General features: G+C 69.0%; 22 protein-coding genes. 8 read left to right on the top strand and 14 right to left on the bottom strand.

Annotation, left to right across the window (positions count from 1 at the left end):
- Positions 1–5 precede the first annotated feature (5 nt).
- The gene (locus tag I004_RS0130615; RefSeq protein ID WP_028438588.1) at positions 6–296 is read right to left on the bottom strand and encodes a hypothetical protein; all 291 of its coding nucleotides are present in this window, start codon (positions 294–296) and stop codon (positions 6–8) included.
- A gap of 378 nt (positions 297–674) precedes the next feature.
- Between I004_RS0130615 and I004_RS0130610 the strand changes: the two genes are divergently transcribed.
- Entirely contained in the window at positions 675–1,214 is a 540-nt protein-coding gene (locus I004_RS0130610) for a hypothetical protein (protein WP_158677153.1), read from the top strand.
- Positions 1,215–1,258: 44 nt separating this feature from the next.
- Here I004_RS0130610 and I004_RS0130605 read toward each other — a convergent pair whose 3' ends face one another.
- A complete protein-coding gene (locus I004_RS0130605) occupies positions 1,259–2,068 on the bottom strand; it encodes an IclR family transcriptional regulator (RefSeq protein WP_028438586.1) in 810 nt (269 codons plus the stop codon).
- A gap of 84 nt (positions 2,069–2,152) precedes the next feature.
- On the opposite strand from I004_RS0130605, the gene I004_RS37170 reads away from it, so the two are divergent.
- Positions 2,153–3,415 carry an MFS transporter gene (locus I004_RS37170; protein WP_037978495.1) on the top strand — a complete coding sequence of 421 codons (1,263 nt, stop codon included), beginning with the start codon at positions 2,153–2,155 and terminating at the stop codon, positions 3,413–3,415.
- A complete protein-coding gene (locus tag I004_RS0130595; RefSeq protein WP_028438585.1) occupies positions 3,415–4,599 on the top strand; it encodes a 4-hydroxybenzoate 3-monooxygenase in 1,185 nt (394 codons plus the stop codon). Before I004_RS37170 ends, I004_RS0130595 begins: the two co-directional genes overlap by 1 nt.
- 163 nt (positions 4,600–4,762) lie before the next feature.
- Here the strand turns inward: I004_RS0130595 and I004_RS0130590 are convergent, their stop codons facing one another.
- Positions 4,763–5,089, bottom strand: coding sequence for a hypothetical protein (locus tag I004_RS0130590; RefSeq protein ID WP_028438584.1), 327 nt, complete (start codon positions 5,087–5,089; stop codon positions 4,763–4,765).
- A 471-nt stretch (positions 5,090–5,560) separates the two neighbouring features.
- Between I004_RS0130590 and I004_RS37840 the strand changes: the two genes are divergently transcribed.
- The 3 genes from I004_RS37840 (at position 5,561) to I004_RS0130570 (ending at position 8,807) form a co-directional block, all read left to right on the top strand.
- Complete coding sequence (locus I004_RS37840; RefSeq protein ID WP_028438583.1) at positions 5,561–6,802, top strand: serine/threonine-protein kinase; 1,242 nt, start codon at positions 5,561–5,563, stop codon at positions 6,800–6,802.
- Between the two features lie 258 nt (positions 6,803–7,060).
- The gene (locus I004_RS0130580; protein WP_028438582.1) at positions 7,061–7,666 is read left to right on the top strand and encodes a GOLPH3/VPS74 family protein; all 606 of its coding nucleotides are present in this window, start codon (positions 7,061–7,063) and stop codon (positions 7,664–7,666) included.
- Positions 7,667–8,183: 517 nt separating this feature from the next.
- The gene (locus tag I004_RS0130570) at positions 8,184–8,807 is read left to right on the top strand and encodes a restriction endonuclease (RefSeq protein WP_051345623.1); all 624 of its coding nucleotides are present in this window, start codon (positions 8,184–8,186) and stop codon (positions 8,805–8,807) included.
- A 758-nt stretch (positions 8,808–9,565) separates the two neighbouring features.
- On the opposite strand, the gene I004_RS37160 is transcribed toward I004_RS0130570, so the two are convergent.
- From I004_RS37160 to I004_RS0130525, 8 genes are all read right to left on the bottom strand, one after another.
- On the bottom strand, positions 9,566–10,129 hold the full coding sequence (locus tag I004_RS37160) for a hypothetical protein (RefSeq protein ID WP_037978492.1): 564 nt from the start codon (positions 10,127–10,129) through the stop codon (positions 9,566–9,568).
- 187 nt (positions 10,130–10,316) lie between these two features.
- Positions 10,317–12,395 (bottom strand): methyltransferase, FxLD system, encoded by a 2,079-nt coding sequence (gene fxlM / locus I004_RS0130560; protein ID WP_028438579.1) that lies wholly within the window; start codon positions 12,393–12,395, stop codon positions 10,317–10,319.
- A 14-nt stretch (positions 12,396–12,409) separates the two neighbouring features.
- Complete coding sequence (locus tag I004_RS0130555; protein ID WP_486580698.1) at positions 12,410–13,690, bottom strand: lanthionine synthetase C family protein; 1,281 nt, start codon at positions 13,688–13,690, stop codon at positions 12,410–12,412.
- Complete coding sequence (locus I004_RS37155; RefSeq protein ID WP_051345622.1) at positions 13,687–16,782, bottom strand: lantibiotic dehydratase; 3,096 nt, start codon at positions 16,780–16,782, stop codon at positions 13,687–13,689. Before I004_RS37155 ends, I004_RS0130555 begins: the two co-directional genes overlap by 4 nt.
- 109 nt (positions 16,783–16,891) lie before the next feature.
- Positions 16,892–17,050 carry an FxLD family lanthipeptide gene (gene fxlA / locus I004_RS38790; protein ID WP_078511948.1) on the bottom strand — a complete coding sequence of 53 codons (159 nt, stop codon included), beginning with the start codon at positions 17,048–17,050 and terminating at the stop codon, positions 16,892–16,894.
- 141 nt (positions 17,051–17,191) lie between these two features.
- Positions 17,192–17,713, bottom strand: a complete 522-nt coding sequence (locus I004_RS0130540) for a hypothetical protein (protein ID WP_028438577.1) — start codon at positions 17,711–17,713, stop codon at positions 17,192–17,194.
- Positions 17,714–17,801: 88 nt separating this feature from the next.
- Entirely contained in the window at positions 17,802–17,990 is a 189-nt protein-coding gene (locus I004_RS0130535; RefSeq protein WP_028438576.1) for a hypothetical protein, read from the bottom strand.
- A gap of 219 nt (positions 17,991–18,209) precedes the next feature.
- Positions 18,210–18,614: an ATP-binding protein gene (locus tag I004_RS0130525; RefSeq protein WP_486580697.1), complete on the bottom strand. Its 405-nt coding sequence runs from the start codon at positions 18,612–18,614 to the stop codon at positions 18,210–18,212.
- Between the two features lie 311 nt (positions 18,615–18,925).
- Between I004_RS0130525 and I004_RS0130520 the strand changes: the two genes are divergently transcribed.
- Together I004_RS0130520 and I004_RS0130515 are read left to right on the top strand one after the other, a co-directional pair.
- Complete coding sequence (locus tag I004_RS0130520; protein ID WP_199779496.1) at positions 18,926–20,203, top strand: NsdA family TPR-like regulatory protein; 1,278 nt, start codon at positions 18,926–18,928, stop codon at positions 20,201–20,203.
- A complete protein-coding gene (locus tag I004_RS0130515) occupies positions 20,200–20,739 on the top strand; it encodes a GNAT family N-acetyltransferase (RefSeq protein WP_028438573.1) in 540 nt (179 codons plus the stop codon). The genes I004_RS0130520 and I004_RS0130515 overlap by 4 nt, the downstream gene beginning before the upstream one ends.
- 752 nt (positions 20,740–21,491) lie before the next feature.
- On the opposite strand, the gene I004_RS0130510 is transcribed toward I004_RS0130515, so the two are convergent.
- From I004_RS0130510 to I004_RS37150, 3 genes are all read right to left on the bottom strand, one after another.
- On the bottom strand, positions 21,492–22,448 hold the full coding sequence (locus I004_RS0130510; protein WP_028438572.1) for a hypothetical protein: 957 nt from the start codon (positions 22,446–22,448) through the stop codon (positions 21,492–21,494).
- Between the two features lie 350 nt (positions 22,449–22,798).
- Positions 22,799–24,502 carry a relaxase/mobilization nuclease domain-containing protein gene (locus tag I004_RS0130505; protein ID WP_028438571.1) on the bottom strand — a complete coding sequence of 568 codons (1,704 nt, stop codon included), beginning with the start codon at positions 24,500–24,502 and terminating at the stop codon, positions 22,799–22,801.
- Entirely contained in the window at positions 24,499–25,155 is a 657-nt protein-coding gene (locus tag I004_RS37150) for a MobC domain-containing protein (RefSeq protein ID WP_028438570.1), read from the bottom strand. The genes I004_RS0130505 and I004_RS37150 overlap by 4 nt, the downstream gene beginning before the upstream one ends.
- Positions 25,156–25,204: the final 49 nt, after the last annotated feature.

Below are 25,204 nucleotides of genomic sequence, written 5' to 3'. Positions count from 1 at the left end.
CGGTCTCAGCCGGCGAGGCCGGTCGCGTCTCCGCCGGTGGCGGAGCCGGACGTCTGCTCGTTGCCGAAGATGGCGACGCCGCAGTTGTTCTGCAGGTTGCGGGAGTCGGCGCTGCCGCCGCCGCCGGTCAGCGCGGCGAGGGCGGGGGCGTCGACGTCGCCTTCGGTGTCGCCGTTCGACTGGGTGCAGTTGATGGTGGGGAGCTGCGATCCGCCGGCGGTGGCGACGCCGGCACCGACCATGCCGACGCTGCCGACCATGGCGGCCACGACAGCAGCTTCGCGAAGCATGCGCATGTCTTTTCCTTTTCGGTGGTGGCTCGAGCGCGATCTGTAGTTGATCGCATCTATACAGTGACGAACCATATGGGGTTTGTAGAAGCTTCTGCCAGGAACACGCCGCTTTGTTCTGAATGGCCGTCAGAAATGCGATCTTCGCCGCAGGGTTCCTGCGGTCCGATGAGGTCGGGCCGGTGGCCGAACATCACTGCGGCCCGTGGCACTTGGGGACGGCGCGTGCATGCGGGTCGCAGACGGGAGCTCGGAGTGGGCAGCCGTGTGAACGGATCTCGTCTGGCCCTGCCATTCCCGCCGGCCGCTCGTATCAGCGGCTAACGTCCGCTCAGGTCACCGGAGGCAGCCGGGCCACCGGGCCTGCCCGGATCGGAGATCGACGTGACCCCTTCGTCCATGGTCCGCAGATGGATCCGGATCGCATCCCTTCTCTTGGCGGCGGTCGGCTTGGGCGTCACTGCCACCGGGTGCGTCGCCGAGGCCGACGCCACCACACGGACCGAGGTCGTGGCCCCGGACAGCCCGTTCCTCGCCGAGGTCGCCGAGCAGATCGCGCTGCCGGGGCACGCCTGGACCGCCTGGGGCACTCACACCGCCAAGGGATATACGACGGAGGCGGCCGAGACCGTCGATGTCGAAGGCATGAAGGCCGACTGCGAGAACATCAACCTCAACAAGAAGCTGGCCCCGGACTTCCGCAGCGACGTGTTCGGTCCGGGCGTGAAGGGGTTCTTCTACAAGTGTGAGCGGGTCGCGTACGACACCAACAAGTACTGGTTCACGGTCAGTTCGGCGGACGAGGGGCCGATCGACAAGTTGTGTGACCCGTCCACCGAGTACCCGGTCGTCCACGACGAGCAGCACGACACCTACTGGATCGACGAGCCGTTCAACTGCACGCGCAGGGTGGGACCTTCGTAGAGCGCGGAACCGGCTCGACCGTCCGACGGCTCCTTGGGGGGCGCTCAGCGCACCGAGCGCAGGGTGACGTCGTGGAGGTAGCCCGGGTAGGGGTCGTCGCCGGCTTCGGAGAGCCGCGTGCCGATACCGCGTGCGGCTGCGACGACGGGTGGAGCCAGCCGGTCGAGATCCAGATGACTTGAGCGGACCACCACACCGACGGCCGCCACCGGTTCGTCGTCCACAAGAACAGGGCTCGCGACCGAACAACTCCCGAGAGTCATCTCCTCGCGCGTGGTGGAGAACCCGCGCCGTCGGGTGCGCTCGAGGTCCCGCCGCAGCCTGCCCGGCTCGCGGATCGAGTACCTCGTCGGGCGGCTCAGCCGCCGGCTGAGGTGGTCGTCGACGTCCGATGACGACGCCCAGGCGAGCAGCGCCTTGCCGACGCCCGTCGTGTGCAGCGGAAGCCGGCCGCCCGTGCGGGAGATGATCGGGACAGACCGGTGGCCGGTGAGCTTCTCCACGTACAGCGCGTTGTCCCCGTCGCGCACGGCGAGATGGACGTTCTCGCGCGTCGCCTCGTAGAGCTCCTGCATGAACGGCATGGCGACGTCGCGCAACTGTGTGTGCAGACCGCTCAGCAGTCCGAGCTCCAGCAGGCGCAGGCCCACGCGGTAGGTGCCGTCGTCCTCCCGCTCCAGGCCACGCCAGCGGGTCAGTTCGCCGACGAGCCGGTGGGCGGTCGGCAGGCTCAGGTCCGCCCGGCGGGCGAGGTCGGTGAGGGTCAGCCGCGGGTGCTCGAAGTCGAACGCGTCGAGGATCGCCAGCATGCGCGAAGCCACGGTGCGGCCCGGCTGGCTGTTGTTTCCGGCCATGTGATTCCGCTCAGTGAAAGGCAGCGCTGTGCCTGGAGTGTGCCACGCACCACGATGTCGGTCACCCCGACAAGGAGAAACACCATGTCGTCCACTTCCCCGAGGTTCTCGACGCCCGCTGCCGGCGCGAACGCGCAACGTTCCGCCCGGGGCGGCGTCTGGCCAGTTCTGCTCTGCTGGCTCGCGGTCGCGCTCGACGGGTTCGACCTGGTCGTGCTCGGAGCGGTCATCCCCACGCTCACCAAGACACACGCTCTCGGGTTCGACCCCGGGACGCTCACCACGGCGGCCACCCTCGGGCTGGTCGGTGTCGGCATCGGCGCCGTGGCGATCGGGCCGCTCACCGACCGGTTCGGCCGCCGCGCCAGCCTGATGACCTGCATAGCGGTCTTCTCCGTACTGACGCTCGCGATCGCCTGGGCGCCGAACATCGCCACGTTCGTCGCACTGCGCTTCCTCAGCGGACTGGGCCTGGGCGCCTGCCTGCCGACGGCGCTGGCGTACATGACCGAGTACGCGCGGCCCGGGCGCCGCGGCTCAGCCGTCACGCAGATGATGACCGGCTACCACGTGGGCGCGGTGCTCACCGCTGTGCTGGCGATCGTGGTCATCCCGAAGTTGGGCTGGGAGGCGATGTTCGCCGTCGGCGGGCTGGCCGGTCTGCTGACCCTGCCGGTGATGTGGGCCAAGCTGCCCGAGTCGCAGGCGTTCCTCGAAGCCCGCGGCAAGGTCGCCTCCGCGGCCGTGGAGCCGGTGCGGCCCTCCGCCCTGCTGCGGGGCCGGCTGTTGCGCGTCAGTCTCGGGATCTGGATCGCCTCGTTCATGGGACTGCTCCTCGTGTACGGGCTCAACACCTGGCTTCCGCAGATCATGGGCGCAGCCGGGTACTCCGTCGGTGACTCGCTGGGGCTGCTGCTCGCGCTCAACCTGGGCGCCGTCGCGGGCCTGTTGCTTGCCGGGCGGGTCTCGGACGCGCGCGGCAACAAGCGGACCGTCCTGCTGTGGTTCGGCGTCTCCGCGGTCTTCCTGGCGTTGCTGTCGGTCAAGTTGGAGTCGACGGCGGTGGTGTACGCCGCGGTCTTCCTGGCCGGAGTGTTCGTCTTCAGCGCGCAGGTGCTCGTGTACGCCTTCGTCGGCCACTTGTTCGCCGCGGAGGTGCGAGGCACCGCACTGGGTCTGGCCGCCGGGGTGGGCCGGCTCGGCGCGATCGTCGGTCCGTTCCTCGGCGGGCTGATGGTGAGCGCGGGTGTCGCCTATCCCTGGGGCTTCTACGCCTTCTCCGTCGCCGCGGTTCTCGCCGTACTGGCGCTGCTGATCGTTCCGCCGCACCTGCGGGAGGGCAGCTGATGAAGACGACGCGGACCCAGGTGGTGATCGTCGGGGCCGGGCCAGCCGGCCTGTTGCTCTCCCACCTGCTGGACCGGGAAGGCATCGAGTCGGTGCTGCTGGAGAACCGCAGCCCCGACTACGTCCGCGGCCGCATCCGTGCCGGGATGCTGGAGCACTCGACCGTCGAGCTGCTCAGCGAGGCCGGCGTGGGCGACCGGCTCAAGCGCGAGGGCATGGAGCACCGGGGGATCTACCTCCAGTTCCCGCACGAGCGCCACCACATCGACTTCCACTCCCTCGCGAACCGGTCGGTGTGGGTGTACGGGCAGACGGAAGTCACGCGCGACCTGATGCAGGCGCGCTCCGCCGCGGGCCAGCAGTCCTACTACGAGGTCGGCGACGTCGCCCTGCACGACATCGACGGTGAGAGTCCGTCCGTCACCTTCGTCGACGTGGAGGGCCGTCCTCACCGCATCGACTGCGACGTCGTCGCCGGCTGCGACGGCTTCCACGGCCCGGCGCGCCGGAGCATTCCCGAGGGTGCGCGCCGCTCGTTCGGACGGGACTACCCGTACGCGTGGCTCGGCGTTCTGGCCGATGTCGCTCCGTCGACGGACGAGCTCATCTACGCCTGGCACCCCGAGGGCTTCGCGATGCACTCCATGCGCTCGCACTCGGTCAGCCGGCTCTATCTGCAGGTCGACCCGTCCGACGATGTCGCCGAATGGTCCGACGACCGCATCTGGGACGCGCTGGCCCGTCGGCTCGGGCACGGGCAGGACGGCTGGCAGCTGCAACCGGGGCGGATCACCGACAAGTCCGTCCTGCCGATGCGGAGCTTCGTCTCGACGCCGATGCAGTACGGGCGGCTCTTCCTGGCCGGCGATGCCGCGCACATCGTCCCGCCCACCGGTGCCAAGGGACTCAACCTCGCGGTGGCGGACGTGGCGCTGCTCTCCCGCGCGCTGGCGGCCCTGCTGCGTGACGGTGATCCGCGTCCGGCCGACGAGTACACCGATACGGCGCTGCGGCGGGTCTGGCGGGGTACCCACTTCTCTTGGTGGATGACCAGCATGCTGCACGTCACCGGGGATCCGTTCGACGCTCAGCTGCAACGCTCGCAGCTGGAGTGGGTCGTCCGCTCCGACAGCGCCGCGGCGGGCCTGGCGGAGAACTACGCCGGACTGCCCATCGGCTACTGAGCGCGGTCAGGTTGAGTCGTCGCGGCGTGAGATCGATGCGGCCCCTGTCGGCGCGACCTGTGCCGGCAGGGGCCGTATCGATGCAGAGGTGAGCATGTGATGCAGGTGTCTTTTCACCACGTTCACCGGAGCCGTGTCTGAGTGGAACTCGAAGTTGCCGCGGTCACCCTCGGCGGATTTTCGCGGCGATTCCGTGGCCGATGAAGAGGTAAACAAGAGCGGGGAGGCCGTAGTTGAGAGCGAAGCGCACGTGCTCGTTCTCCATGGTGAAGATGTCCTGGGACCAGCCCGCGAGCCAGTTGGCCATGCCCTGGACGAACTGGACGAAGACATTTCCCTGGTTGGCCTCGAGAAGGTGGAGCATGATCCACAGGCCGAGGAAGGCTGCCGCGACATCGGCGATCGTGTGGACGATCAGGGCTGTACGCTTCGACGCCGACTCGCCGTGGGGGTTGTGCCCCGTGGTCGGCGATTCGTGAAGGTGACTCATTGGCGATCCGATCTTCCGGGTACGAATTCCTGGGCGGGCAGGCCCGAGTCGGGAGAATTCCGCCTCTCTGCTTCTCGAGGCTCATCCGCTGTCCGGCGTGATCGCACGGGGTTGTGCGCTGTCCGCATCGCACTCTGCGGAGAACGCGTCGAATGCGTTACGTGAGCAGCCGCGCGATTTCCGAGGCGCCGTTACGAGAATTCCACAACTGGCTCACAGGAGTGGTGTGACGGTTCCTCCGTCCTGTGGCGCAGAGAGGAAAGCGGCCGGGGCGTCCTCGGCCGTGCGGGATGGAGGGCACCCGTCCTCCTGACCTGTGCTTGCGGCGTGGGTGGTCGAGGGCCCGAAGACCCTGCCCCGCGCCTCCGTCCGGACCGCGTTACCGGTCGGGGCGGACCGCAGCCGGCCGGCGGCCCCCGCGCAGTGCCGCAGGGGCCGCGAGTTGCCGTCGGTGCTGAAGGAGGTGAGGTCGTGCTGGTGGCAGAGCGCTATCGGCTGGTGGAAGAACTCGGCCGCGGCGCCATGGGGGAGGTGTGGCGGGCTGAGGACACCACGCTCGGACGCGAGGTCGCCGTGAAGCTCCTCCTCGAACAGGTGGCGATCGATCACGCGGCGGAGCGGTTCCGGCAAGAGGCGCAGACAGCTGCCCGGCTCAACCACCCCAACGTGGTCGCCGTGTACGACTTCGACGGGGACGGCGCCCGAGGGTACCTGGTGATGGAACTCGTCCCGGGGCACAGCCTGCGCCACGAACTCGCCACACGTGACGTCCTCAAGACCGACGAGGTGTGCCGTCTTGCCGGACAGGCAGCGGTCGGTCTGGCCGCCGCCCACGCCCGCGGGGTGGTCCACCGGGACGTGAAGCCCGGCAACCTGCTGCTGACCCCGGACGGACGGGTGAAGGTGGCCGACTTCGGCATCGCGCGTGCTGCAGTGGAGGCCGACGCCGCGATGACCGCCACCGGCGCCATGTTGGGCACGAGTGTCTACCTCGCGCCGGAACGGGCCATGGGCGGTTCCGCCGAACCCGCAAGTGACGTCTACGCGTTGGGATGCGTCCTCTACGAAATGCTCTGCGGGCGACCGCCGTTCACCGGGGACCCGGCCGCAGTCGTGTACCAGCACGTGGACCAGCCACCTCGACCGCCGGCCGAACTGCGGCCCGGCATTCCCGCCGCCCTCGCTGACTTCGTCCTGCGGATGCTGGCGAAGGAACCGGCTGCCCGTCCCACGGCGGTGGAGGCAGCTCACTTCCTCACCGGCGACACCGCGTCCGTCGGCCCTGCCGCCGCGAAGGCGGAGGAAGCCGCGACCCGACGACTGCCGCGCCCCGCGGCTGTCACGCGAGGGGGTGCGCTGTCCCGTCGTTCGGTGGCCCTGGCTGCCGTTGTTCTGGCCACCGTTCTCGCCATCGCGGGCGTGGCCGGCTTCCTGCTCAGCTCCGGTTACCACGACGAGGCCGACCCTCCGGCGGCCCCGGAGCCGTCCACCTCCGAGCCCGACCGGTCGCGCGCGCCGGAGACGGGGCCGGCGAACACGCCTCCCGCCCACGAGGAGCCGGGCCCCGGAGGGGCGGACCGCAAGGACGGGCCGAAGCCGGCGGACAAGCAGCTCAAGCGGGAGCAGGAGGCCGACAAGAAGGCGGCGGAGGAGGAGCGCAAGCAGCAGGAAGGGCCCGGCAAGAAGGGTCCGGCGGAGCAGCCGAAGCCGTGAACCGGGTCGACCTGCCCATTGCGCGCGTCTGCTGACGCGCGCCGCGCGGTGCGCCGCCGGGCCAGTTCGCGACCGGTGGCTGCTGAGCGTTTACCGCTGCGACTCTCTGTTACGGGTCGCTGTTCCGACGTTCTGTTGACGCTCTGGTGTGGGCCGGAACGGCGCTGAAGTGCAGCCGTCCTCCTGGCTCCCTAGGCTGGTTGAGGGGAGGACCAGCCGGGGCCCGAGTGCACCCGGCGCATCGATCTGGAGTCCACCATGACCACACCACGGGACTTGATGATCACCGCCATCGACGTGACGCCCAGCCGGCCGGTGGAGCAGGGCGAGCTGTCACTGGCACTGGCGGGAGCCGAACTGATCGACCTCCTGGCTGACGGAGCCGTCACGCTGGAGGACGACCGGATCGTGCCCGGCCAGCGGACGATGATGGCCGACGGCCTGCTTGATCAGGCCACGGCCTCCCTCGACCGGGAAGCGCCGTACGAGCCGGTCGGCGACTGGCTGTGGCGCAGAGGACGCGGCCTCGCCGCGGACTACTCGGCCGTTCTCGAGGCGGAAGGGCAACTCGTACGGCAACGTCGTCCGTGGATGCCCTTCCGAGCCGGTGAGTTGGTGCCCGCCGACTCGCTCGACCGTCGTCGGGCGGCGGACCGCTGGGCTGCGCACGAGCCGGTCCTCACCGCCCTCGCGACGGCCGTCGGCATCCGCGGCGACGGAGCGGAAGCATCACCGAGCGCGGGCGACGACGCCGTGGACACCGTGCTCGCAGCAGTCGACAACGCGTCGGTGGAACTGGCGGGGGAACGCCAGAGGCGCTCCATCGAGAAGGACGCCTTCGACAACATCTGGCGGGGCTACTGAGGAGTTCGCGAACGCTCCGTCGCGGCATGGGAGTTGGCGACGTGGAGGTTCCGCGCGAGCTGTTGCGCCTCCGTCCGGGGATCGGGCCGGACAACGACGAAGGGCCCGACCGGCGTGCGGTCGGGCCCTTCGTGACAGCCCGGTGAGGCTGGGCGGAGGATACGAGATTCGAACTCGTGAGGGGTTGCCCCCAACACGCTTTCCAAATGTTCGCCTTGGGGTTCGGGGGCGCGCGTGCGGGTTCTGACCTGCGGTCGGGTTGTTGTCAGTGCGCTGTCTGAACGCAGCTGCACGGGGGTGAATGCAACCAGAACTGCAACCACTGGAAGAAGCGACTGCGCCCAGGCAGCGGTCGGGTAAGTCCATAGCAGAGAGGCGCTCTTCCCAGGTTGCGGCGTCTTCTCCACACTGAGCTGAGGCAACCCAAGGGGGCGGGGTGGCGACTCGGCGAGGACAGCGGTCGACGGCGCGGAAGCGACGTGAAGCCCGACGTAGGGCTCTCTTATGCGCCGGGGGAGTGCTGGCAGTCCTGCTGGTGATCTTCTGGTCCCTTGTGTGGCGGTACGTTGCGGGCGCCGTGCTACTGGGCGTCGTCGGCACCGGCGCGTGGTTGCTGTGGCGGAAGGATCGGCTCCTACGTGGCGGCGACAGGCGGTGGCGGCACGAGGAAGCGGTCAAGGCCGGCCAACGGACACTCGCTGAAGTAGATGCGATGACCGGCACGGAGTTCGAGGAGCTGGTCGCTGGCCTGTGCCGTCGAGACGGGTGCACGGAGGTTCGGCGCGTGGGCGGCTCCCACGACAATGGTGCCGACGTCGTGGGCTGCCTCCCGGACGGCCGTGCCATGGTTATCCAGTGCAAGCGCTACGCGCCGAGCAGCACGATCTCAAGTCGGGAGCTGCGGGACTTGCTAGGTGCCAAGGTGCACTTCAAGGCCGACGTGGCAATCTTTGCGACGACCACGCGATTCAGTCGTCCATCGGAGGCGTTCGCCGTGGAGCACGGCATCCTTGCAGTCCACCGTGACCATCTGGGGCTGTGGAACAGCGGCGCTTCCCTTGAGTCGCTGGTCAACGTCAACGGCTTCGGCCAAGGGGACGCTCGTCACCGGGCGCGGTGGAAGAAGGCGTACGGTAAGTGAACAACGCCGTGCCGTGCCGTTCTTCCGAATGAGATCGGACAAGATCGTCACCGACCGGATCCGTGCAGTTCGCGTCAGCGGGAGTGCCAGGCGACCGGAGCCGGGCTTGAACCGGCACGGTGATTGAGCCACTTCGGGCACGCATTCTCTGCGTCACCATCAGCTTTGGGGACATCGGGCTGGCCGGAGCGCCAAGCACATTGGATAGTCAACGTAGCTGGACGTCTTGCCGAAGTGACGGACTACGCGTTGAGTCTGGGAGGGGTGGCCGGCGTGACTCGCGTTCCCGGCTGCTTCGGCTGCCTCGCGGAGGAGAGCCTGCCAGTCGGTGTGCGGCAGCCAGGCCTTTTCCAGGAGGTGTGCTGTCCAATGTACGAGGTCTGCCCAACTGCGGCAGCGGTGGACTTCGATGGCGTACGCGTTCGTGTTGGGTGCCGGGTCGCAAGTGGTGTGGTGAACGTGCCAAGGGGCAGGGTCGGGGTGTGACCGGAGGCTCTCGGCCGAGAAGGTCTGCACTCCGGGTATCTTTTGCTCGGTCTCAAGCAGTTCCCATGCACGGGCGTTGAGTGCGTACTGATCAACTTCCGCCATGTCCACCCAGAGGCTCCCCGCGTCATCGGGAACGGCTTGGTGGCACGTATCGCAGACTGCGAGCAGTTCGTGTGTCACGTCGATCCTTGAGGTGTGTTCGTGGTCTGCGGGCTCATCGGGCCGTTGGACACTTCCGATGAGGTCATGGGCCCCGTCCAGCAGGCGCTTCAGAAGTCCCATCGTTCGCGGGCAACGTCGCTGTGCTTCAAGAACTTCTCCATGGCAGGCGAAAGCGGAGGCTGGATCTTGAATCCGTCGCCGTAGACGGCTGCGAGGTCTGCCCACGCCTGCCCAGCGAGACGCCGCCCTCGCTCGAATGGGTGGATCCAAATCCAGTCCAACCAACGTTGCCCCTCAACGACACTCAGGCCGGCGGCGCCAGCAGCAATCGGGAAGGTCGCCTCAACCCGTTGTGCGTCGAAGAGGGCGACTTCGATTGTGGGATCGCTGGGGTACTGACTGCTGGGCTGCGCTGCGAACGGCACGGAGTCGAAGCCAAGTTCTTGCTTGAAGTACTTCCCGAAGGTCTCCACGACTTTGCGGAGGCGCATGTCCTCAGTGGCAGGTATCAACGCGTGACCGCGTGGCTTGTCGGCATGCAGCAGAGGAAACATCTCGATGGTGAACCGAGCCCGCCGCCCCCGTGCGCCTGGCCAGAAACTGTTGTATTCCTCTCGGCGTTCAGCCATCAGAGCACGGCGGTCGTCCGGAGAGAGATCGTTGATGGACACGACGACATCCTGCTCTGCGAAAAGAAGGGCTATGCCTCTCTTCTCGCCCTATCTCGCGGTTACCTGGACGGTGATCGAGTGGCGATCTCCAATGCGTGCGTAGGCGAAGAGGAAGGCCCTGGAGGCGCGAAGGTGAAGTCAGACCTCCAGGGCCCAGCTCGGGTCGGCGGTTGCCGGGTGGGGGCGGCTACCAGTCGATTGTCAGGCGGGTGTCGGGTCGGGTGACGCGAGCGCCCTCGCCGAGCTGATCGTCTTCGGTGACGGAGGGGTAGGCAGTAATGAAGGGCTGGGCGGGACGTTCCTGGGTCCAGCGGTGTAGAAGGTCACTGACCTGCTCGGTGAGCTTGTCTGCGTCAGGGCCGTGGGTGGTGATGCCCAGTTCGTCGGCGTCGTCGCTGACGGGACAGGCCGTGAGGTAGGCGAAGGTGCCGCCGTCGTACAGGGCCGCGCCGGACCAGCGGAGAGCGGGGGCGGCCAGGCCGAGGTCGCGGGCAGCGGGGCTGATGGACAGCTTTCCGAAGCTCAGGCCGGACTCGATGGTGGCGAGCCAGAGGTCGAGGTGGGCTGCCGGTTCGTCATGGCGCACGTGGATGTCGGTCCACTGCTGGTGGGCGGGGTAGGTGAGGACGCCTGCCAGTGCGGCTTGGTCCGGCTGGTCGTCGGCGTCGACCTTGAGGATGGCGTCCTCGGCGAGACGGACATGGATCTCGCCCATCTCGGCCGCGCCGCGCAGGGGGACGAACCCGCACACCGCTGCGTTGGTGCTGACCATGCGGTCGTCTTCGGTGCGGGTGAACGCGATGGACCGGGTCAGGCCGCTGCCGTGCAGTCGCAGGGGGACGACGATCCGTCCGCCGGGCGCGAGTTGGGACCACCAGGCGGCCGGGATGTCCCAGGCTCCGGCGGTGACGATGATTCGGTCATACGGTGCGCGGTCGGGATCGCCGAGGGCGCCGTCCCTGCACAGCACGGTGACGTGCTCGTATCCGGCTTCGGCCAGGTGGATGCGGGCGCCTTGGGTGAGGTCGTCGTCGAGTTCGATAGTGACCACCTGCCCGCTCTCGCCGACGAGTTCGGCAAGCAGGGCAGCGTTGATGCCGGTGGCTGCGCCGATCTCCAAGACCCCTTGTCCGGGGGCCGCTTCGAGCTGTTCGAGCATCGTGGCGACGATGTTGGGGCTGGATGCGGAGGAGACGGCGGTGCCGTCGGCCGCGCGCTTGGTGACCACTTGCTTGGGCGCGTACGCCGTGGCGAGATCCACCTCGGGCAGGAAGACGTGCCTCGGGACGGTGCGGAAGGCGTTCTTCACAGCTTCGGTGCGGAAGGTGCCCAGGCTGTCGATCTTGGCAACGAGGGCGTCGCGAAGGGCGCGGGGATCAGTGGTCGCTGCAGAGGTGGTGTCCATGGTCACTGGCCTGACTGTAGTGGGCTGAGTAGGGGTGGCATCGAAGCTTCGCGGGGCCGTGCTGTGGCCGGGCTGGCGGTGGAAGATGATGCGGCTCGCTGCGCGGGCGATTGCGGCCTGGTGCTCCGCGCTGATGCCGAGACGGTTGAAGGCGAACAGCAGGTGGTCTGTGAGTACGGCGCGTATGCCGCGGGTCAGGGATCCGCCGCCGGCGAGGTCGGCGAGGGCTTTGCCAGCGTCCTCGTAGGCCGTGGGCCATGCGGGAGTCTGAGTGAGGGGGCTGCCAGGACTGTCGTCGGCTGCGGTGATGAGCATCTGAACCCCGGCGAGGGTCGGTGCGGACGGCTCCGCGGCGTCAGCGGCGCGGTGTTCGGCGACGGCCGTCCAGATGTCGCCTTGCTCGTAGAAGTCCTGGCCGGCCGCCTGCATCATGCGGGTGGCCAGCCGCAGGCCGATCTCGCGCCGGTGATCCGGCCCGCCACGGGCGCGGGCGAGGTGCGTGAGGGTGTGTCGGCTGTCGGAGTGGAAGAGGCGGTGGGCGATCTCCATGGCGGGCTCGCCGCCGAAGCGGTAGGTCTCCGGCTCGTACACCACGTCGCAGGCGTGAGCGCGCAGTTCGGGAGCCTCGGTCATCTGCGCGAAGAGGGCGGCGGTGTCCTCGTCGCGTCCCGGGGCGGGCTGGATGCGCACGCGCCAGGTTTCCCGCTTGCGGATGAACCACCACGAGGTGATCGCTCCATCGTCCTCGGTCTTGGCCAGCAGCGGCAGATGATGGCGGACGGCCAAGTCTTCGGCGGCCTGCCAGGTGTCGCTGGACAGGTTGATCTGCCGCCAGGCGGGGCTGGGTTCGTCGCGTGGCAAGGCACTTCCTCTAGCTAGTTGATCAACAGGCAGGTGGGCCAGCCGCCGGTGGTGCCGGTGGCGATGCTGTGCAGGGTCAGGGCGGTGCCCGCGCTGCCCTCGATGAGTCCGGGTGCTTGGTCGGGGGCGGTGTCGCGGGCGTGGTCGAGGAGACGGACCAGCAGCCGGTTCAGGCTGTGGTTGAGGCCCGGAGTGGTGGCGTCGGCTGCGGTGTGCCAGGCGGTGGCGACGATTCCGGCCCAGCCGTGGCAGAGGGCGGGGTCGGTGATGCGGGCGAGCTGGATGGGATCTGCCAGGCAGAAGGCGAGGGCGTTCTCGGCAGCCTGCTGGCGGGCGGTGTCGCCCAGTGCGAGGGCGGCGAGTTGTTGGGCGCGGGCGATGCCGGGAGTGCCGTAGCACCAGGAGGGGCGGGCAGGTCCTTCCCGGTGGGGGCGGCCGTCTTCCAGTTCGTCCAGGGTGATCCGCTCGGGCCACCATGGGCCGGCGACGGACGGCTGCCTCCAGACGTCCAGGTGGAGGCTGATGGTCTCGATGGCCTCGGCGTGCCCGTCGACGGTGATGCCCTCGCGCATCGCGAGGGCGAGCAGGGCCAGGGGGCCGGTGATGCCGTGGGCCATGCCGAGGTTGGCGTGCCCGTGCGCGAAGGAGGAGTCGCGCGAGCCGGTGGGGATGTCGGCGGTCCACCAGCCTGGTGCCCGGCGTCCGGCGGCGTCATCGGCCGGGAGGGGCCGGGTGAGGCGGACCATGTAGGCGAGGACACGGCGGAGCAGGTCACCGCCAAGGTCGCGTTTGAGCAGGTAGGCACCGAGCCCGGCGAGGCCGCGGGTGACGTCGAACTCGTACTGCGAGGGCCGCAGGGCGGCATCCATCCGCTCTGCGGCAGCCGTCAGCCGGGTGTGTACGAGCTGCGCGACAGCGGCGTCCAGGCGGGCAAGGGCGCCTTGGTGGCGGCCGGGGGCGGCCAGGTGGAGGGCGAAGGCGACAGCGGGGGCGCCGAACCAGAGCCCGGCCCCTGGCCCGGCGGTCAGGTCGTCGCGGGTGGCGCGGGCGAGCCATGCTTGCATCGCCTCGGTGCCGCCGAGGCCGTGCTGGGCGCGCAGGCCGTGCAGAACCGCGACGCCGGCGGCTCCTTTGGACAGGGACTGGTCGCGCCAGCGTGGGCTGTCGGGCCGGACATCGTCGCCGTAGTCCACGTCCGGGGGCATGGCCAGAGCGTCGGCGAGTTCCGCGGCGACGGTGGCGGCGTGTTCGCGCAGGGCTGCTGCCGCGGGTGTCGTGGTATCCCGCACGGTCACTGCCCACCCCCTCCTTGGTGTTGTCGATCGGGGTGGCGTGCGGCGCTGGCGAGGGCGATGGCCCTCGCCAGCTTGTAGGTCGTCGCCTCGGAGGTTCCTCCGGGGGCGTGGGCGCGGACATGGTGCAGGTGCAGCAGCGAGCCGAGCACCGTCGCCGGAGCGGGTAGTCCGCCGGGGGCGGTGAGGAAGGCGGTGTACTCAACTGCCGCCTTAGTGCGGGCTGCCCAGGCGGCAGCGAGGTCGCTGCCGCCTGGCAAGGTCTCCAGCCTTCCGTCGCGGGCGAGTTGGAGCGTGTGGCAGCGCGTCTGGCGGTCCTGGGCGCCGGCCCCGTCGGCGTACTGGGGGTGGTCGAGCAGCCAGTCCAGCCCCGCCTGTCGGCTGCCCATGACGGCGGCAGCGAAGTCGGCCATGCTCGCGGCGGTCAGTGCCTGCGGCGGGACCGCCCGGTGGGCGGCCAGGAAGGCGAACTGGGCGAGGACAGCCGCGGAGTCGGCGGCGAATAGATGCTCGGCAGCCTCCATGGCATCCCCCGTGCCGTACCGGCCGGTTTCCGGCCTGTAGGTGTCGAAGGCGATCTCTCCTGCCAGCCCCGCCTGCCGCAACTCGCCTGCCCAGGCGGCGAGGTGGCCGGCGGCCCTCGCGGTGTCGGCCTCCCGCACCCGCAGCCGCAGGTGAGGGCGGGGGTGCCGGTAGCGGACGAACCACCACCGCGGCGGCTCGGCCCAGCGGGCCAGGAGTGCGGGCAGGTGCCGGGTGAGGATCTCGTCGATCGTCTCGCTCGGGCCGTACAGCTTCGCGAACACCACTGCGTCCCCGGCCCGGCTGCCGGTCACCGGCGGCGGGACGCGGGTGAGGAAGGCCGGCGCCGCCGCGGGCGGAGCCGTCGCGATCAGGGGGACGACGATCTCGTGTGCACGGCCGCCGCACCATCCGTATTCCGTACCGCTGGGCGCCTCAGTCACGGTGACCGGCCCGTCGACGGCATGAAGGTGGCGGCGCAACACCGCCAAGTCCATGGCCTCGTCCAGGTTCAGCCGTAGACGGCGGTCGCCGTTCCCGACCGCGACGGTGGCGGGCAAATGGCGGCCGTCGCGGAGCGATTGCCAGGCCGCCGCCCACTGCTGTGTGGGGGCCTTCGGCCCGGGAAGGTCGGCTGGGTCGATCCGCCACTGGCCGGGGGCGAGGATGCTGCGGCCGTAGCGCACGCGCGGCAGGTGGGGCAGGCAGGCGGCGGCGCCCCAGTCGAACGCGGTGACTGCCGGGTGGGTGGAGCGTGGAATCTCGAACAGCAGCCTCGCCAGATCGGGCATGGTGTGCCGGGCTCCAGCGTGCGGCAACATCGGCTCCACCACCCGCCGATGCGAGCGGGAGACGACGTACAGGCGCGCGGAGTCCGCGGCGACGGCCAGGTCCGTCAGCGGGATGTGCCCCTCGCCGTGGCGGTGTTCGGCCAGCGAGATGACGTGCGGCAGTACGGGCCTCACGCGCAGGACGTTCTCGCTGCCCACGCGCCTCGGAGGGTAGGAGAGCTGTGCGGCCAGCCCTTCGGCCACCCCGGTCGGCGCCACCGGATGCAGGCCGGTGGTCTCGTCCCGGTCTCCGTCGTCCAGTAGATCGACGAAGCGGCCGGTAGTGGCCCCGGCGCGGCCGAACCCGCTCACGCCAAGGGTGAACTCGCCTCCGTCGAGGGCTGCTTGGGAGGAGGCGCGAAGGTCCGCCGAGAGGTCCGCCGCTGACACGGGCGCAGCGCTGTCGCCAGCGGGGCCGATCTGCTCCAGGTCCGCCTCTTCCAAGACGATCTCGCTCACGCCGTCGAGGGCGGCCTGGTGGGCGAGGGCGAGGAGGACTTCGTCCCGTCGTGTGATCTCCCGCCCGGAGGACGGGGCGATGAAGTGACGGGGGTAGCCGAGCCCGTCAGCGGAATCGGTCAGCTCGGTGACCGGAACGAGGGTTCCGGGTCCGTACCGGGCCAGGAAGTCGCGGTGGTACTCGCGCCACGATGTACTCGCCGACGGCTGCGGAGTGAGCCGGATCAGGGCCTGGGCTGCTTCGGCGGCCTCCACGGCCACCGAGCGGGGCAGCACGAGGTCGGCGTTCAACGAGAGATCCACGGCCAAGGGCTGGTCGGTGACGCTCGACAGAAGCCGCATCCGGTCCGTGACCAGGCGCCGGACCTGCCCGCCACCCCAGGTCCCGACCTGGTCAAGGTTGCTCATCTGGTGGTGCAGGGCGCGGAGTTCCGCGTGCACCGCCTTCACGTCGCGCACGGCGTCGGCGCCCGCCTCGTCCAGGGCGCCCAGTAACCATCCGAGGGGGTCAGTGCAGGTGCCTGGGGCACGCAGGCTGCTGATCAGCACGCCGGAGGCGATCAGTTGGCCCATCACACCCATCAGCGCGCTGCGCGACGCGCCGGGATGCTCGGCGGCGACCTTGTCGGCCAGTGCGCCGGCCGGGACGGGAGTGCGGGCTGCCTGGCAGATCGTGTGGACGACCGGAACCCGTCGTACGGTCACCTCCGCCACGTCCTCACCCTCGCTGCGGACGGCGCCGGCCAGGTGGGGCTGCCAGGGCACCACCAGCTTCTCTCCGCGCTCGACGGCCAGGTTGTTGACGACGACGGGCAGCCGCTCGCGCAGAGACGGCCACGCTTCGAGCCGCGCGATGATGTCGGCGAGCCACACGGCGTCGGCCCTCGCACGTGTCCCGTGATCGTCGTTCCACGCCAGACGAGCACGATTGCCGAAGTGGAGACGGCCGACTCCGGCGAACGTGCCGAAGGGGGTGGCCCGGCCGCGTAGGCGAATCACGTACCGGGCCAGAGAAATAGCCATGTGCCGCAGGTCAGCGACAGCGTGTTCACGCCCGCCAAGGGTCTGCTCGATCCGGTCAGCCAGGGCTGGGCTGGCCAGAGCGACGGCTTCGGTGAGAGGGCTGGTCGCCCACACTCTCGCGAGCCAGGATCGCCATGAGACAGCGTCGGCTGCCTCCCAGGGCCAGAGCGGCACGTGCCTGTCCGATCCGTAGGTGCTCGCCCGCCACATCGCCGCCGTCAGCGGCCGGTAGTACGGCGTGTACTCGATCGCTCTCACCATCAACTGCCTCTCCGCTGCGGCCTGGAGGTTCGGGCGGGGCCCCGGGGGCGCCCGAGGCGAGACTCCTCGCCGCGGACACCCCGGGGGCGTCAGAGCCGGGTTGACTGCCTCAGCAGTCGCCGCCACGGACGGTGTCGCAACCGTCATCGGTGGACGACAGCAAGGCCGCGGCCACCGGGCCGGCGGTGACGATGCTGACGTTCAGCTCCAGGTCGACACCGTCGGCCACCGGTGCGGCGGCCTGGGTCTGCTCGATGGTCGTGAGCATGGATTCCTCCTACTGGTGGTTGCGCTTCTGACGGGTGGTGCCACCTGGCCGCGACACCGGGCGGTGCCAAGACCAGGAGATTGGGAGCCGCGTACGCGGCTGGTGGCCTTGCGGAATCGGGCGAACAGCAGCGCCACAGGCTCATTGGGCTGCCTCGTCCGGGGCTTGGCTGGCTTCGATGTGGCCGCAGCGGTTGCAGGTGTAGAGCAGGCCGCCGCCGTGCACGGGCTTGGGCCACATGCGGTATCCGCAGTGGAGCATGTCTTCCTCGCCCGGGTACGGGCCGCGTTGTATGCCCTGTTCGCTGGCAGCCGCGAAGCGTTCGCGGCGTCTGGTCCACATGTCGATTGCGGCCTGCGAGTGCCGCTCGGCCCGATCGGCGATCTGTCGGGCGGCGTGCCGCTCTTCGGCAGCGGCGGTAGTAGCAGTGGTCCGGTGCGGCTGCATGGTCCGCCGTGCGGGGACGGTGGCTTGGGCGCCGCGCCACACTTGCAGCTCGTCGCCACTGCGCAGCAGGTACGTCGAACCGTTGTCGAATCGGAGCATCTTCCCCGTGAGTCCGGCCACGACCATGTCGATGACCTCAACCTGTGTGCCGCCGCGTAGCGTTCGGTCCCCGCGACGAATCTCGCCGGGTCCTACGCGCAGCATCTCGGCGGGCATGCGTAACTCCTCCGAACGGGGATGGGGCCGGGGTGTGGAGCCGTGTCCCGGCGGAGCGCCCGTGCTCTGCACAGCCGGGACACGGGGCTTATCGGGCAGGCGCGTTGTCGATGCCGGCTTCGAACCGGCGGACTCGCTCCTCAAGTCGGCGTACGCAGGGCTTGCAGGCGAACATCGGGGCCGTGCCGGTGTCGGTCTGTACCGGCCCGATCCACAGCACAGGCCGGTCGTCGGCATCGCACAGCCAGCACTCGCCGTCCTCCCAGACGCGGTGCACGAGGATCCTTCCGGGGTGGAGGCTCCGGCCGTCCCCCTGGCGCGAAGGTGGGACGACCGGAGCCGGGGAGCCGCTGCGGCCCGCGGTCGGAGCGGGGCGCCGGCCAGCAGCGGCAGATTCAGGCGGGGAATCACGAGCCCCAGCCGATCCCATAGGTCAGAGCGCCCTTGAGCGCCATCACGGCCAGCACGTAAAGCAGTTGGGCGCAGCTCGGGGTCATCAGCCACCGCACTTCACCTCGGCCCAGACGCGCTTCCCCCAGCGCAGCGGGTCGACGCCCCAGTCCGTCGACAGCGCGTCGACGAGCGCCAGGCCACGCCCACATTCGTCGTCCGCCCTGGCCTCGCGAACCTGCGGTTTGGCGTGGGAGCAGTCGATGACCGCGACGCGCACCACGTACTCGTCAACGCGGGAGACCGTGACCCGTACGCAGTCCATCCGGGCGTGCGCCACGGTGTTCGTGAACAGCTCGCTGACCACGAGCCAGGCCGCGTCTTCCGCGCCTTCCAGGTGCCATACACGCAGCGATGAGGACACCAGGCGCCGCGCTTTCGTCACAGACTCCGGGATGCGTCGCAGCGTCTTGCTGTACGCCGGAACTCCGGTCGCAGATGGCTCAGTCACGGTGCTCACCCAGCCACACCAGACCGGTCCGCTTGGCCGTTGCGTGAGGGTGGATGCCCAGGTCAGTAATGCCCGCCTCGACGCAATGCACATCACTGCGTACAGAGGCTCGCCTACTTCCTGACACTCCGTCATCGTCCTCACCTTCGGCTTCCGGGGTGACTCCAGCAGTCCGCTGCCGTGCGAAACAGATAACTCCCCGTCCCTTACGGCTGGTTAGGGGATCTGACGCAGAACCGCGATGAGCCCCCTAGGGGGTTTTGGTAATCCATTTACCTTGCGCTGAGTGCGTAACGGGCTACGGTGCGGCCATGGACACCACGCGTAACAGGGCTCTTGAAGCGTGGATGGAAGACCATCAGCACAGCTCCAACAGCCTCGCGAAGGCCGTGAATTCAGCCCTGGAGGACCTCACCGGCAAGCCCGGAACATGCGACGGCCGTCATGTCCGGGAGTGGCGATCCGGGCGAGTCCGCTGGCCCAATACGGCAACGCGGAAGGTTCTGGAGGACATCTCTGGGATGTCCGCCGTCGACTTAGGGTTCGTGCCACGGGGCCGCTCCTCATCCACGGCGGCCCCACCGCAGGAGGACCCCATGTACCGCCGCACCCTCGTCGCTGGAACCGTCTCAGCGGCAGTGGCTGCCGCCGCTCCAGCTGGCGCCTCAACGCGCAAGATCGGCATGAGCGATGTTGAACGTCTGGAAGAGAAGTTCGCTGCCGTGGTCGCCAGCGATCACAAACGCGGCGGACAGCTCGACATCGAGAAGCGTGCCGCAGACCTCGCCGACTCGGCCCTGAACCTCCAGAACTCCGGCAGTGCCACCCACCGAGTGCGTAGCCGCCTCTACGCCACCGCAGCGAGCTTCCGTTCATCTGCGATGTGGGCGGCCATCGACGGCCGCCGTTTCCAGGACGCCGTCGCCCACATGCGGGAAGCTCAGGCCCTCGCTGAGCTATCCGGCGATCAGGCAATCAAGTTCCGCATCTGGTCGCACGCCGGCAGCCTCTACCGGCACATGGGGCGCCTCGCCGATGCCCGAGCCGCCAACGACGTCGCACGGAGTCAGCACATCACGCGCCGCGACCCGATGTTCGCCTCTCTGGGCATGGCCCGGCAGATGGCCATCCAAGGCGCCGCCCACGAGCGGCGGAGCCTTCCTCGCACCTTCGATCAGGCGTATGAAGCTATGAACCGTGCTGATCGAGACGCCTTTCGGCCGCTATGGCTCCTGGCCTTCTACGACAAGGCGGAACTTCACTCCCTCGCCCTTACCGCCCACCTCGCTGCCGGTGATTGGTCCACGGCCGAGTATCACGCGCACCGATGCCTGGCAGTACTCAGGCCGCACATGCAGCGCTCACGCGCCATCGCCACCAGCCGCCTGGCACAGGCACAGCTCGCCCAGGGCGACGTCGACACCGCCACGGGTACAGCCATGAACGTGACGGCGGAGGCCGCTACCAATCACCCCCGGGTATCGCGCATGCTTCAGGAGTTCGGCGCTGCCCTCCGTGCCACCGCACCAGGCAGTGCCAGCGTGAACACGTGGACCGAGCACACCGCCGCCTGGAGGACCAACGCATGACCTCGGCACCCGCCATCGAACTGCGATCCTTCACCGAACTGGACGACGTCCGCGCTGACCTGCTCAACGTGTATGCCGAAGTACGGGCACCGCTGCTCCACCTTGCGAACTATGCAGTCTCCTCCTTCGGCGAGCGGCTGGACAGGCACGGCGCCGAGCCCGGCTTTCAGGCGGTACTCGCCTACGACGGCGAGCACCCGGTGGGGTATGCCTACGGCAACACGATCGAGGACGGGGATCGATACTGGCAGCGCACCACTCCGCCGCCCATCGAGAAGTACACCGTGCACACAGCCCTGGCGCTGAAGGAGATCGGGGTGTGCCCCGCGTGGCGAGGAACCGGAGTAGCACGACACATTCACGACACGCTCCTTGCAGGCCGTGATGAGCCGTACGTGACGCTCATGGTCAACGAAGCAGCCGGAGACGGGAAGGTCCACGCCCTGTACCGGTCATGGGGATACCGGGACATCGGCCACAGCCAGCCGTCGCCGGCCTCACCCCGTCTTACGGTGATGATTCGCTCAACGGGCTGACCCCGCACATACCGCCTAGTGAGCTTGAAGTGGCTGCGATACCGCGGGAAACGCATCAGCCCTGCTGCTTCCCGGCTCTGGGCCACGATGGTCCAGAAGCGCCGCTCAAGCGCATCAACAAACGCTGTCCGAAGCAAGGTTCTGGCTCGCCTTCCGTGACGTGCGCACGCTGAGCGACGGCTGAAGCTCGGATCAACCTCCGGGAAGTTGCCTGAGATTGATCCGTGTGGATCTTGGTACGGCCGACAGTGCAGCGTCGTGGAAGAGACGTTGCTCTGGCTGGAGGAGCTGTTGTTCCTGTCCATCGCCGACGTGGCGGTGCTGTCGGTGGACGTGACCGACGAGGCGATAGACATCGGGGCCCAGACCACGGCGGCAGGATCGGCGTGTCCTGACTGCGGGAGCCCGTCGGGCCGGATGCACAGCTCCTACCTGCGGTTTCCCGCCACGTACCCAGTGCAGGACGGCGATTGGTGCTCTGCCTGCAGGTCCGCAGGTTCTTCTGTCCGGACGCTTCACGCGGGCGGCGGACCTTCGTCGGCAGATGCCAGGGCTGACCCGGCGGCACAGCCGGTGGCCCGAACGGTCGCGTTCGACGATGGCTGCGGTCGGTCTCGCCCTCGCTGGCCGGGCTGGGGCACGAATGGCAGTAGCTGCCGCTCCTTCTCGTGGCCTCATTGCCTCGGGTCGGCCACCTCGTTAGGCCAGCGAGTGGTCGGCGGAAGGCGGGCGCCGAATGGTCCGGGAGATGGTCAGCTCGCGGTGCCGATGATCTCCTCCTGGGCCGCTGTCAGGAATGCCTCACGAGCTGCGCTGAAGGCAGTTCCCCGGCTCTCGTGCTGGTGGTAGAACTCGCTCGGGTCCAAGCATGCGCGGGTCATGAGTACGTGGTCGTCCAGCCCGGGCAGGCCGCGCACGCCGTCCAGCGTGTAGATCAGGTCGGTGTAGGCCCCGTTGATTTCGCCGAGCAGGCGCAAGCGTTCGTCCGGCTCCTCCTCGCAGCAACGGGGGTCGGTCTCTCCAGAGTCGACCGCCTCTTCGGCTTCTACAACGGGCTCGGCTATCCCCTTGGCGCGGGCGGTCGAGGTGAGCCGCCAAACAGCACGGAGCGCGTCCTGAGCCAGACAGGCCCGATGGTCCGGGGGGCAGGTCGGCCAGTCCTCTCCGGGGCCTAGGACGAAGTGAGGATGGGCCTCTGCCCACATCGCGTTCAGCCGCTCGAACACGGGCTTTACGACAGTAATGAAGTAATGATCGTCGATGAGTCCGCCGAGCGTCTTCGTCACGTCATGGGCGCGGGCAGCGATGTCCCGGGGGCCTACGAGTTCGAGCTTCGCCAGGGAGCGCCGGAGGGCCTGCCACGCGTCGCTCACTTTCTCCGTCGTGTCCGCCGAGACGTGATGGCGTTTGGCCGTGCAGAGGTCTTCCACGTGGTCGGCGTGGTGCAGAAACTCGGTCCAGGTATCGCGGCGCTGTTCGCGGCGCCACTGCTCGGTCTGCTCCTGGGCGTCGGTGCGGGCGCCGTCGAGGGCGGCCTTGTAGACGGCTTCGGCCTGGGCATGCCCGGCGTCTCGGGTGGCCTGGGCAGCTTCACGCGCGGCCTGGGCGGACTTGGTGGCGGCGCGGGCCTGCAAGAAGACGGCGGGTACGCCGATGCCGGTTACGAGCGCGGTGATGCCCGCGGCTATGACTTCGGGGTCGAGATTCATGGTTGCCAGTCGGGAAGGGCGGCTAAGGCTGATGAGCAGTCACGTTAGCTGACGGGCCGGGGGGTCGATTTTGGCGGCGGGTGCCATAGCTCCGTGACAGTAGCTACGGCCGCCCGCCGGGGGAGGCGTTACCGAGTGGCTATTCGCAAGGGCCGGACATGTTCACGCCCGCATACGACGAATAGGCCGCAGCGACGAAGCTAGTTCCGCGAAGAACCGCATGCATAGCGGGTACGACAAAGCGCCCCTCGGCTGGCCCACGAGGGTCAGTCGAGGAGCACCCGATCTCGGTTGCACACCAGCGCCTGGCTCGACAGCAGATTCCTGAAGGCTGTACCCGTCTGTGCTGTTCACCGTGAGTGGTACGGACGGGGCGTTGACGGGACGACCACGGGAACGGTCTGCTCAGCGGCCTTCGTAGTAGGCCGGGCGTGGGCAGTGGTGCTCAGGGCTTGCGCGTCATGGGTGCGAGGGCTGGGTGCGTGGCGTTCATCTAGGCGCTGGATGCGCCAGGTCAGGACGCGTGCTGGGAAGTGTGAGTCGTCCAGGGCTCGTTGATCGGCGGCCTGCTGGAGGAGCTGTGCCGGGTTATGGCCTGCGGCCTCGGCGTCGGTGAGCACGGCGATGAGGGCGTCGCAGGCGGGATCGGCGAGGACCTGTTCCGCGTGTCCGGGGACGGTCTGACGGATCTGGGAGAGGTGCCGGGCCACTGTCTGCTCCGGTGGCTTTCGTCGGGCCAGCGCGGCCAGGGGTGCCTCTGCCGCTTGGTCGTAGGCGGCCTGGAGATGAAGCCGGGCTTGGTGGGCTGCGGCGACTTGTTGATCGTGCTGGCGTAGTTGGTGCCAGCGGGTGGCGGCGATGACGGCGAGTATGGCGGCGTCGAGGAGCATGGCGAGGCCGGCTCCGTCGCCCGCGGGGGCGGGCTCGCGCAGGAGGGTCCGCATGGCACTGCGTAGGACGCGGGCGTGGTGGTGTTCGGCACGGATGCGGGAGCGGGTAGCGCGTTCGAAGGTCGTTGCGGCCTCGCGGAGTTGGGCCCGGAGCGGTGGTGGGGCGATCAGGGGCAGGGCGTCGAGGGCTTCGCCGAGGGCGGAGATGTGGGCTTGTGAGGCCGGGTCGTCGTCTTGCTCGAGGCGCTGACGGATCTCTTCGACCGTGGCAGCGGCTTCGTGCCACGGATTGACGCTATTGCGGGGCCGCTTGCCGGCGTCTGTGGTGCTGGCGAGGCGTTCGTGGATCTTGGGGAGGGAGAGGTCGGGGGCGAGTTTGGAGCCGGAGAACCAGACGGGCTGTCCGGCGGCGTTGGTGTCGTCGTCGAGGGCGACTTTGTAGCCGCGGATGTCGCCGGAGGGGAAGTGCTGGACCTCAATCAGGATGCCGTCGGTGTCGGTGAGAAGGCCGATGAACTCCTCGGTGCTGGTGGCGGCGGATAGGGCTGTGCGGACGATGGTGCGGAGGCGTTCGCGGGCGGTGAGTTGGTGTCCGGTGCGGCGGGCTTTCTCTTTTTCGGCGCGGGTGGGGCGCTGTGCGGCGGTGCGGTCGCCGCGTGCGACCTGGCGCAGGCCGTAGTCGGTCTCGATGGTGGCGAGTTCGCGGTCGGCGGTGAGGTAGTCGTTCCAGTGGCGGGCCGGGCGTAGGTCGCCTCGGACGGTCGTGGCGGCGATGTGGATGTGATCGTCGGCGTGGCGGACGGCGGCCCAGCGACAGCCGTCCGGGTCGCCGTTGGGGGCGATGCCTGTGGCGTGGACGATGCGGCGGGCGATCGCGGCCCAGTCCTCGTCGCTGAGGATGCGGTCTTCAGGTGCAGCCCGTATGGAGCAGTGCCACACATGCTGCTGCGGTGCGCGGTCGCCGGCCTGGTGCACGCGCAGGTTCAGGGCGTTGACGAGTTGCTTCCTGGTGGCGGTGAAGTCGTCGGTGCGGCCGGGGTCGGGGGCGAAGCCGTCCCAGGAGGCGACCAGGTGGGGATCGGTGTGTTCGGTGGCGCGGCCGGGGCCGTAGAGGTAGCCGAGCAGTGAGGCGATGTTCTTGCCGCGTGTGATCTTGGCGATCACGCGGCGCTCTGCCGCATCTGCGTGGCTGCCCGGTGCGCGGCATCGTCGATGCTCGTGGTCGCGGTGCCGACAGCGTTCAGGGTGCGCTCGGTCCGTTCGAGGAAGCTGGCGTCCACAGGGTGGGGATGGCCTCCGGAGTTGAGCCGTGTGGCGATCTGGTTGACGTTCCAGCCGATCCTCGCGACCTGTTTGCGCAGGGCGCTGAGTTCGTCGATGTAGTCGTCGACGACGGTGCGCTGGCCGGGCAGTGTCAGGTCTCCGTCGATGTAGGCCATGACTGCGGCGCCGACGAGGTGTGCGCCGGTGATGCCCAACGAGCGGGCTTTGGCGAGGATCTTGGTCTTCTCGGCGGTGCTGTAGCGGGCGTCGACGCGCTGGGTGCGCTGTCCCTTGCCGTATGGGCGGCGGCGTGCGACGTGATGGAGGGCCGCTTCCTCGGCCGCACGCGGCGCTGTGGCGGGGCCGGTAACGGCGGGCCGGTCCTTCTCGGGCACCCCCTGGTGCCCGTACGTTTCCGCCACCCCCGGGGCGGAGACCACCATGTTGGACCGGCCCTTGGACGGTCCAACGGGATACCTTGCTGCGCTGTCGGTGGTCGAGGTCGTGGGCGCCGCCTGCGGTGCGGTGGCGGGGCGTGAGTGGAAATCGTGCAAGAGGGTCTCCGGGGGTCGGGTTCAAGGACGGAGCCTGAGGCGGCGAATG

The organism is Streptomyces sp. TAA486, assembly GCF_000426165.1.
This window is presented reverse-complemented; position numbering and strand designations above follow the sequence as displayed.